Source organism: Microbacterium sp. B35-04, assembly GCF_010634885.1.
Taxonomy (GTDB): Bacteria; Actinomycetota; Actinomycetes; order Actinomycetales; family Microbacteriaceae; genus Microbacterium.
This window is the reverse complement of the sequence record NZ_MWLP01000149.1, coordinates 1-10,432: the sequence shown is the minus strand read 5'-3', so window position 1 is coordinate 10,432 and position 10,432 is coordinate 1. Positions and strand designations below refer to the sequence as shown.

Genomic DNA, 10,432 nt, shown 5'->3' with positions numbered 1-10,432 from the left:
CGCCGTCGTCGCGGCGACCTGGGCGAAGCCGAGGGTGTCGCCCGCGACATCCGTTCCGCTGGAGAGGATGATCGGGTTCAGGATGACGATGTACGCCATCGTGACGAAGGTCACCACACCGCCGCGGACCTCGGTGCCGATGGTCGAACCGCGACGCGTGATCTCAAAGAAGCTGTCGAAGCCGTTCTTCGGCTGTGCCGGCTCGGGGTTCTCGGGCGCTTCGGGCGCGTTCGATGCCGAGGACGGGGCTGTGCTCATGTCTGTGGACCTCCGACCTGAAACGTTAGTCGTTCGCGCGCGAAGCTGAGGATTCGCTGGCGGATGCCGCACCACGGCGCGGACGCGCCCGGGACGGCGCCGCCCCTCGAAGTAGGGTCGATGGCGCATGCATCGCCTCATCGTCGCCCTCCTTGCCGCCGTCGACGCCGCCATCGCGGTCGCCGTCGGCCTTGCCGCGACCCTCGCGCCGCTCACGCTGCTGTGGGTCTTCGGGTTCGGCGGCGAAGCGGACTGGGGAGTGCTGTGGCCCTCCGCGGTGTCGGTGTGGCAGCTCGGCAACCTCGTGCCGCTGCACATCGCCCTGCCGCCCGACTACCTGGCGGCGACCGGGATCAGCGGGGATGCGGCATCCTTCGTCCTGTCGCTCGCCCCGCTCGCGTTCGCCGGGTTCACGGCGATCTTCGCCGCCCGCTCGGGCGCACGCGCCTCGCACGCGGACGCCTGGCTCACGGGCGTGGCGACGTCCACCGTCGTCTTCGCGGCGCTGGCGACGGGCGCCGCCCTCTCGGGCGCGAACGATGTCGCGCACGCCGAGACGTGGCAGGCGATCCTGATCCCGACGCTCGTCTTCGCCCTTCCCGCGCTCGCCGCGGCGGTCGTGACGGAGTGGTCGGAAGCCGGTTCTGGGGCGATCGCCCGGCTGCGTGACCGGACCGAAGCCCTCCCTCATGGGTGGGGTGAGGTGCCTGCGCTGATCGCGCGCGGCTCCGCGGTGGTGGTCGTGAGCCTCATCGGCGTGGGTGCCGCAATCGCCGCCGTGGCGCTGTTCGCACGCGCGGGCCAGATCGTCGCGCTCTTCCAGGCCGGCGACGTCGATGCGCTCGGCGCCACGGTGCTCACGATCGCGCAGCTCGCCTACGTGCCGACTCTCGCCGTGTGGGGCCTGAGCTTCGTCGCGGGCCCGGGGTTCGCGGTCGGCGAGGGCACCTCGGTGTCGCCCGCCGGTACACAGGTGGGCGTGGTGCCCGGGCTTCCCGCGCTGGGCGCCGTGCCGGACTCCACGACGTCGTGGCTGCTGCTGCTCGCGCTGCTGCCGGTCGCCGTCGGCGCATTCGCCGGGTGGATCGCACGCTCGCGGCTGCTGCATCCGAGCGGGACATCGTCGGACAGGTCCCGGCAGCCCTCGACCTCGCCGGCCCCGGCGACGGCGTTCTCCCGCCTCGACCCGTCGAGGACGGCGGCGCTCAGTGGACTGCTCTCCACCTCGCCGCCGGCCGACAGTGCTCCGACCGCGGAGCCGTCCGCTCCCTTCGATCGCGAGCCCGCTCCGGAGGACCCGATCGGCGCGCGCGTCGTGGTCACGGGGGGAATCGCCCTGGTCGCCGGCGGTGCGGCCGCACTCCTCGCCTTCGCCGCCTCCGGCTCACTCGGCCCCGGCCGGCTCAGCAGCCTCGGCCCGGAGCCCGGCCCAGTCGCTCTGGCCGTGGGGCTGGAGGTTCTGCTCGGCGCCTCGATCCTGCTGCTCGCCCCGCGGAGCGTGCGCGGAGAGCGGAGGGCGGCCGACGCGGCGTCCGCGCCTGCGGCGTCGGACGAACCCCCGACCGTCGAGCCGGCGGCCGCTGATGATCCGGCCCTGTCGGCGCTCGCTGCGGGGTGGACCGGTCGCCGTGCCGCCGACGAGGCGTCGGACCGGCCGAAGGTCGTCCACGCGGCCCGCGAGGCGGCACCGACGCCGATTGCCGGTGCTGCCGCGGCGGACGCGCGGACCGAGCCGATCGACCTGCCCCTGCTGCCGCCGCCCGGTGAGACGGACGGTTCCCAGTGACGCCGCCCGGCGAGAGGGATGGTTCCCACTAAACTAGGCGGGTGCTCACGGTCGCCGTCCTCATCTCGGGCACAGGGTCGAATCTGCGTGCTCTGCTCGACGCGGCGGCCGATCCCGAGTTCCCCGCCCGCGTCGTCGCCGTCGGTGCCGATCGCGAGGCCGATGGCTTCGCGCACGCCGAGGAGTACAGCATCCCGACGTTCATGGTGCCGTTCTCGCGGTTCGCGAGCCGCGAGGAGTGGGGCGCCGAGCTCGGCGCCCAGCTCGAGGTCTGGCGGCCCGACCTCGTCGTGCTGAGCGGGCTGATGCGGCTGCTGCCCGCTGAGCTCGTCGACGCCTGGTCGCCGCGCATCGTCAACACGCACCCGGCGTACCTGCCCGAATTCCCCGGCGCGCACGGCGTCCGCGACGCACTCGCCGCCGGCGTGGCGCAGACCGGGGCCAGCGTCATCATCGTCGACAACGGCGTCGACTCCGGGCCGATCCTCGCCCAGGAGCGCGTGCCCGTGCTCCCCGGTGACGACGAGCACGCGCTGCATGACCGCATCAAGCCCGTCGAACGCCGCCTGCTCATCGACGTGGTGCGCCGCGTCGCGACCGGCGACCTCGATCTCGCGGCGGCGTCCGCGAACGCCCAGCTCTGAACCCCTATCCCACCGAGGAGATCCGCCATGGCCGGACCGAGCCACGACCCCGCCCTGTACCGCTCCCGCGACGTCGTCCCGGTGCGCCGTGCCCTCGTCTCGGTGAGCGACAAGACAGATCTGCTCGCCCTCGGCGAGGCGCTCGCCGCGGCGGGCGTCGAGATCGTGTCGACGGGCGGCTCGGCGACCCTGCTGCGTGAGGCGGGTCACACCGTCACCGACGTGTCGAGCGTCACCGGCTTCCCGGAGTCGCTCGACGGCCGCGTCAAGACGCTGCACCCGAGCGTGCACGCCGGCCTACTCGCCGACCTGCGGCTCGAAGACCACGAGCGCCAGCTGGACGAGCTCGAGATCGCGCCGTTCGAGCTCGTCGTGGTCAACCTGTACCCGTTCGTCGAGACGGTGCGCTCCGGCGCCCAGGGCGACGACGTCGTCGAGCAGATCGACATCGGCGGCCCGGCCATGGTGCGGGCATCGGCCAAGAACTACGCCAACGTCGCGATCGTCGTGTCGCCGTCGTCGTACCCGGCCGTCATCGACGCGGTGCGCGCCGGCGGCACGAGCCTGGTGCAGCGTCGCGAGCTCGCCGCACGCGCCTTCGCCCACACCGCCGAGTACGACCGGGCGGTCGCGACCTGGTTCTCGGAAGGCACGCTCACCCAGACCGACCTGCCCGAGCACCTGACGATCAAGGCCGAGCGCCTGGCGACCCTCCGCTACGGCGAGAACGCGCACCAGCGCGCCGCGATCTACACCCGCAACGGGGGCCACGGCATCGCCCAGGCGACCCAGCTGCAGGGCAAGGAGATGTCGTACAACAACTACGTCGACGCAGACGCCGCGCTGCGGGCCGCGTTCGACATGGTCAAGCCCGCCGTCGCGATCATCAAGCACGCGAACCCTTGCGGCATCGCGGTCACGGCCCCCAACGCGCTCGACCCGATCGCGAGCGCGCACCTGCGCGCGCACGAGTGCGACCCGGTGTCGGCATACGGCGGAGTGATCGCGGCCAACGGCACCGTCACCCTCAAGATGGCGGAGAACCTCAAGGACATCTTCACCGAGGTCATCGTCGCCCCGTCGTTCGAGCCGGCAGCGCTGGAGGTCTTCAAGGCGAAGAAGAACCTGCGCCTGCTGCAGCTGCCCGAGGACTGGCAGCAGGAGCGCATGGACGTGCGCCTGGTGTCGGGCGGTCTGCTGCTGCAGGACGCCGACCGCTTCCCCGACGACATCGATTCGGTCGCGAAGGACTGGCAGCTCGTCTCGGGCGAGCGCCCGGCCGACGAGGACATGACGAGCCTCATCTTCGCGTGGAAGGCGTGCCGTGCCGTCAAGTCGAACGCCATCGTGCTCGCGAAGAACTCCGCGACGGTCGGCATCGGTATGGGCCAGGTCAACCGCGTCGACTCGTGCCGGCTCGCAGTCGAGCGGGCCGGCGACCGCGCCGCCGGATCGGTTGCGGCATCCGACGCGTTCTTCCCGTTCGCCGACGGACCCCAGATCCTGCTCGACGCCGGAATCTCCGCGATCATCCAGCCGGGCGGTTCCGTGCGCGACGACGAGGTCGTCGCCGCGGCGAAGGCGGCGAACGTCACGATGTTCTTCACCGGGGAGCGTCACTTCTTCCACTGAGACCACCGTCGCTCGCGACGCGGTCGGCGCCCGGTTCCCGGCGGCATGGGTCCATTTCCCCATGTCCCCGCTCCGGGCGGGAGCCGTGCTGTCGGCCGGATAGGGTCGATGCGGAGCGTTCGCCAGGAGGATCCGGTGATTTGGGAGATCGACGACTCGACACACACCGTCGAGGGCCTCGATGGACGCGGTCGGCCGAGGCCGGAGTATGCCGCGTCCCTCGGGCTGCGCATGGCGCCCTTCGGACGGCGCGTGCTGGCGACATCGATCGAGCTGGGCATCCTCGTGGTGCTCCAGCTTCCGCTGCTGCTCGTCTCGCTTCCGGTGCTCCTCGCCGCCGCCGCGTCCGCCGATCCGGCCGCAGCGCTCACGGAAGCCGGCAACCTCGGCCTCGTGATCGCGTGCACGGCCGCGTCATCGGCCCTGACGACCGCGTTCGTCGTCCTGCAGCTGATCCTCCACGGGCGCAAGGGCACCACTGTGGGCAAGGCCGCGACCGGCATCCGCTCGGTCAACGTGCGCACGCTGGAGCGGCCCGGATTCTGGCGGGGCGCGGTCGTGAGGTACCTGGTGCTCGGCGCCAGCTTCCTCGTCCCCCTCGTCGGACCCGTTCTCGTGATCGCGTGCTCCCCACTGTTCGACCCGGAACGTCGAGGGCGCGGATGGGCCGACATGGCGGGCGCCACCTGGTTCGTAGACGTGCGGAAGGGCCTCAACCCCTACGACGTGAAGCGCATGCGGATCGCTCGCAAGACGGCGGCGACGGATCTCGCCGACGAGCGCAGCGAGCTGCCCTCGCTCGCGACCTCGGCGGTGGCCCCTGCCTCCGGCGCCTACATCCCCGTCACCCGCAGCAGCGGGGGAGTCGTCGGCGCGCCCCGCGGGGAGGCGCAACCCGCGAGCACCGCGCCGGGCGGAGCGGGTGCCGCGGCCGTCGCACCGAGCGCAGCGGCCGTGGATCCTGGTGCCGCTGGTGCGGGAGCTCCCGCACCAGGGAACCGCGCATCGGTCCATCCCGCCGTCGCCTCGTCGACGGCGGCAGCGGGGCCGGGCCCTGGCATCCCCTGGACACCCCCGCGGCTGCTGCCGGACGCGGCGCCGCCCGCCGGGCCGCCGCTGCCCGCCGCGGCGCGTCCTGCCGCGCCGGCACGCCCAGGCCAGCCGCCCGTCGCCGCGCCGCTCGTGGCCGATGCGTCGTCCCCGGCTGTCGTGCTGGAGCTCGACACCGGCGCGCGCATCGCCCTCCCCGGCGCCGGCATTTTGATCGGCCGCGATCCCTCGCCCGCGCCGGGCGACAACGGGCTCACCCTCGTCCCGATCGAGGACCCGACGAAGTCGATCTCCAAGACCCATCTCGCGCTGCTGCGCACGGGCGGCGCCATCATCGCCGTGGACCGTGCATCGACGAATGGCAGCGCGCTCATCCGCGATGGCGCGGAGCACTCCCTTCCGCCTGGTCAGGGGGTCACGGTCCGCAGCGGCGACACGCTCCTGCTGGGCGACCGGCGAGCCCTCATCCGCATCGGCTGACGCAGACCCCGAGGACAACGCATGAGACTCAGACTCACACTCCAGCGGCGAGACGCGCAGCAGATCGACATCGTCGTCACCTCTGACACCACGGCGACCGTGCAGGACGTGGCCCGGCACATCGTCGAGACCGACCCAGCGCGCGAGACGTCCGCCTCTCCGCGTGACGTGCTGACGCTCAAGGTGGCACCGCCCACCTCGTCGACCTTCACCATGCTCGCCCCCGACATGCTGATCAGCGACGCCGCGGTCGGCTCGGGCTTCATCGCATCGATCGTTAACCTCGGAGAGGACTACGTGACGTCGCGGGCGGTCGGCGGCCCGCCGGCCGCCATCCTCTCGGTCGTCGGCGGCCCGCTCGTCGGCCGCGAGTTCCCGCTGCCGCGCGGCCACTTCACCATCGGGCGCGCCGCCGGCAACGACCTCGTGCTCGATGACCCGCTCATCTCCAAGGTGCATGCGCGCATCGAGGTCGGCGGTTCGGTGGAGCTCGTCGACCTGAACTCGGCCAACGGCATCGTGGTCGACGGCGGTCTGGTCCAGCGCCTCCGCGTCATCCCGGGGCAGCGGTTCTCGCTCGGCGACACCGACGTGGTCGTCCGCATGGTCCAGGGCTTCGCCCCTGTAGAGCAGGACCCGGTGCTCGAGCGCGGCGGATCGCTGCTGTTCAACCGCAGCCCGCGCGTCGAGCCTCGCTACATCGGCGAAGAGCTCCCGGAGCCGCGGATGCCGAAGGATCCGGTCACGCGCCTGTTCCCGTGGCCGATGCTCGTCGCACCGCTCATCCTCGGCATGGCGCTGTTCGCGATGAACGGCAACCCGCGGTCGCTCCTCGTCGTCATCATGTCGCCGCTGATGCTGCTCGGCAACTTCATCTCCCAGCGCACACAGGTGGGCCAGCGCGCCCGCAAAGAGACGGAGATCTTCGAGCGCACGTTCGAAGAGCTCGAAGAGACGCTCTACCGCGAGCGCCCGCGCGAGCGCGAGATCCGCAACGCGGAGGCCCCGCCTGTGGCGGTGGTATTCGAGGAGGCGATGCGGCTCGGCCCGATGCTGTGGACACGACGCCCCGAGCACTGGAACTTCCTCTCGGTGCGGCTGGGCATCACCGAGGCCCCGTCTCGCACGACGGTGAAGCGCTCTGAGACGCCGGAGGCACTGCAGGAGTTCGTCGATCGCGTCGACCGGCTGCGAGACCGCTACCGCACCATCGACGGCGTCCCGGTGCTGGAGTCGCTGCAGAGCGTGGGTGTGATCGGCGTCGCCGGCGGCGATCGCGAGGCCGCCGATGCGCTGCGCGGCCTCTGCGTGCAGCTGTTCGGCCTGCACTCTCCCAACGAGCTGGTCGCCATCGCGCTGACCGAGCCCCGGTGGGCGACGCAGCTCGAGTGGCTCAAGTGGCTGCCCCACACCTCCAGCGAGCGCAGCCCGTTCCGCGACATGCCGCTGTCGGACTCGGCGTCGACCGGCGCGGCGCTGCTCTCGGGCCTGGAGGAACTGGTGATGCAGCGGTCGAAGGCGGCGTCGTCGCCGCGACTGCCCCTCGCCGACGACTGGGATCCGATGCGCTACGGCACCGACGTGCGCCGCGCCGCTGAAGAGGCCACCTTCCCCGGCCAGACGGCGGTCGTCGTCATCGTCACCGCCGACGCGCCCGTCGACCGGGCCCGACTGACCCAGGTGCTCGAGCGCGGCGCCGACGTCGGCGTGTACGGACTGTTCGTCGCCCCGATGGTCGATGCGCTGCCGGCGGTGTGCCGCAGCTTCCTCGACGTCACGAACGGGCTCGAGCGCGCGCGCGCCGGGACGGTCCGCAGCGGCGTCGACTATCCCGACACGGCGGTGGAGGGTGTCTCGAACGAGCTGATGACGGTCCTCGCGAAGCGGCTCGCGCCGGTGGTGGACTCCAGCACCGTGATCGAGGACTCGTCCGACATCCCGAACTCCGTGATGTTCCTCTCCCTCGTCGGATCGGAGATGGCCTCGGAGCCCTCCTTCGCGATCGAGCGCTGGCGCGAGAACAACACCATCCTGGATCGCTCGGGCACCGTCCTGCCGCGGCTGAAGAAGGCGGGCACGCTGCGCGCGATCGTCGGCCAGGGCGCCACCGACGCGATGGCGCTCGACCTGCGGACACAGGGCCCGCACGCCCTGGTGGGCGGCACCACCGGAGCAGGCAAGTCCGAGTTCCTGCAGGCGTGGGTGCTCGGCATGGCGGCGGCTCACAGCCCCGACCGGGTCACGTTCCTCTTCGTCGACTACAAGGGCGGCTCGGCGTTCGCCGACTGCGTCGACCTGCCGCACTGCGTGGGACTCGTGACCGACCTGAGCCCGCACCTCGTCCGCCGCGCGCTGACCAGCCTGCGCGCCGAGCTGCACCACCGCGAGCACCTGTTCAACCGCAAGAAGGCGAAGGACCTCCTCGAGCTGGAGAAGCGGCGCGATCCCGACACCCCGCCCGCGCTGGTCCTCGTCATCGACGAGTTCGCCGCGCTCGCCGGCGAGGTGCCGGAGTTCGTCGACGGCGTCGTCGACATCGCCCAGCGCGGCCGGTCCCTCGGCATCCACCTGATCATGGCCACCCAGCGCCCCGCCGGCGTGATCAAGGACAACCTGCGCGCCAACACCAACCTGCGGGTCGCGCTGCGTATGGCCGACGAGTCCGACTCGAAGGACGTCGTGGGCGATCCGGTGGCCGCGCGCTTCGACCCCGGCATCCCCGGCCGTGGAATCGCCAAGACCGGACCGGGTCGTCTCGTCTCGTTCCAGTCCGCCTACGCCGGCGGATGGAGCAGCGATGAGGCACCCGCGGCGGACGTCGCCGTCGCACAGCTGCGGTTCGGGTCGGTGCAGCGATGGGAGCTCCCCGACTCGGGTGAGTCCGATTCGCACGACGTCGACCCCGGCCCCAACGACCAGAAGCGCATCGTGGCGACGCTCGTGGCGGCTGCCGACGCGGCGCGCATCCCCGCGCCGCGCCGCCCGTGGCTCGACGACCTCGAGACCACGGTCGACATCCGCCAGCTGCGGGCCGGGCGCTCCGGGTTCATCCTGCTCGGCAAGCGCGACGTTCCCGAGCGTCAACTGCAGGAGCCGGTGTACTTCGAGCCCGACCGCGACGGCTCGCTCCTCGTGTACGGCACCAGCGGTTCGGGCAAGTCGACGGTGCTGCGCACCGTCGCGATCGCAGCGGCGACGGGCCGCCGCCCGGAGAACGTGGCCGTGTACGGGCTCGATTTCGGCGCCGGCGCGCTGAAGAGCCTCGAGGTGCTGCCGCACGTCGGCTCCATCATCCCCGGGGATGACGCCGAGCGCGTGCAGCGCATCATGCGTTCGCTGGGCGCCATCCTCGACGACCGGGGCAAGCGCTTCAGCGCCGCCAACGCGTCGAGCATCGCCGAATACCGCCAGCTGACCGGCCGCGACGAGGCGCGCATCATCGTGCTCCTGGACGGCCTGCCGCAGTTCCGTGCAGAGTGGGAGTCCACGACCGCACGGATGCCGTTCTACCAGGCGTTCATGCGCATCCTGGGGGAGGGCCGCCCCCTCGGTGTGCACGTCGTCGCCACCGCCGACCGGTCGGGATCGGTCCCGACCGCCATCAGCTCGAACGTGTCCCGCCGGGTCGTGCTGCGACTCTCGGACGAGAACGCCTACGCCTTGCTCAACGCGCCCAAGGATGTCCTCGACGAGCGCTCGGCGCCCGGGCGGGCCATCGTGGACGGCTTCGAGACCCAGATCGCCGTGCTCGGCGGCACGCCGAACGTGGCGGAGCAGACCAAGCTGCTCACCCAGTGGGCGCAGGATCTCCGTGCTGCGGGCGCCCGCGAGGTCGAGGAGATCGGGTCACTCCCCACACGGCTGCAGTCCACGGCCATGCCGGATCGCATCGGCGCCTTCCCCGCGCTCGGCGTCGCCGAGGACACCCTCGCGGCGCGCGACTTCGATCCCATCGGCACGTTCGTGGTGACGGGACCGCCGCTGTCGGGCAAGACGAACGCGATGAAGGCGCTCATCACCTCGATGACGCGCTTCGATCCCGGCGTGCGGCTGTTCCACTTCGGCGGGCGCCGCTCGCAGCTCAAGGAGTTCGCGCCGTGGATGCGCAGCGCGACGACTCCCGACGAGGCGAAGGACCTGGCGACCGAGCTCGCCGACCTGGTCGGCGACGAGTCGCTCGAGGCGAGGCTCCTGATCGTCATCGAGGACGTCCCGCAGTTCGCCGACACGCCCGCCGAGCGCCCGCTCAAGGCGCTGTTCCAGGCGGTCAACCGCAGCGAGCACCTGCTCATCGGCGATGCCGACGTCAGCCAGATCGCCAGCGGGTTCGGGCTCATCGGCGACTTCAAGGGCGGCCGCAAGGGCATCGTGCTGCGTCCGGACGCCTTCGACGGCGACGCCATCTTCAAGGTGCCGTTCCCGAAGGTCAAGCGCTCGGACTTCCCCGAGGGCCGCGGCATCTTCGTCCAGTCGGGGCGCGCCGTCACGGTGCAGATGCCGCTCGTCGAGGGGTCCACGCTGGAGGTGCCGCAGACCGCGGTCCAGCGATGACCTGGGGACCGGCATGGGGAATGGTCCCCAT

General features: G+C 71.8%; 5 protein-coding genes and 1 pseudogene. 5 read left to right on the top strand and 1 reads right to left on the bottom strand.

The genetic code is table 11. The annotated features are described in order from the left end of the window. Positions 1 to 258 (bottom strand): annotated as a pseudogene (locus B1729_RS20120) (NCS2 family permease); the annotation flags it as partial. 127 nt (positions 259 to 385) lie between these two features. Between B1729_RS20120 and B1729_RS20115 the strand changes: the two are divergent. The 5 genes from B1729_RS20115 (at position 386) to B1729_RS20095 (ending at position 10,401) form a co-directional block, all read left to right on the top strand. Next, the gene (locus B1729_RS20115) at positions 386 to 2,044 is read left to right on the top strand and encodes a DUF6350 family protein (protein ID WP_204260206.1); all 1,659 of its coding nucleotides are present in this window, start codon (positions 386 to 388) and stop codon (positions 2,042 to 2,044) included. A gap of 41 nt (positions 2,045 to 2,085) precedes the next feature. Next, positions 2,086 to 2,688 carry a phosphoribosylglycinamide formyltransferase gene (gene purN / locus B1729_RS20110; protein WP_163620793.1) on the top strand — a complete coding sequence of 201 codons (603 nt, stop codon included), beginning with the start codon at positions 2,086 to 2,088 and terminating at the stop codon, positions 2,686 to 2,688. 27 nt (positions 2,689 to 2,715) lie between these two features. Continuing rightward, complete coding sequence (purH, locus tag B1729_RS20105) at positions 2,716 to 4,320, top strand: bifunctional phosphoribosylaminoimidazolecarboxamide formyltransferase/IMP cyclohydrolase (protein ID WP_163634592.1); 1,605 nt, start codon at positions 2,716 to 2,718, stop codon at positions 4,318 to 4,320. 135 nt (positions 4,321 to 4,455) lie between these two features. Further along, positions 4,456 to 5,850 carry an RDD family protein gene (locus tag B1729_RS20100; RefSeq protein WP_163634590.1) on the top strand — a complete coding sequence of 465 codons (1,395 nt, stop codon included), beginning with the start codon at positions 4,456 to 4,458 and terminating at the stop codon, positions 5,848 to 5,850. A gap of 21 nt (positions 5,851 to 5,871) precedes the next feature. Continuing rightward, positions 5,872 to 10,401: an FtsK/SpoIIIE domain-containing protein gene (locus tag B1729_RS20095; protein WP_163620796.1), complete on the top strand. Its 4,530-nt coding sequence runs from the start codon at positions 5,872 to 5,874 to the stop codon at positions 10,399 to 10,401. Positions 10,402 to 10,432 lie beyond the last annotated feature (31 nt).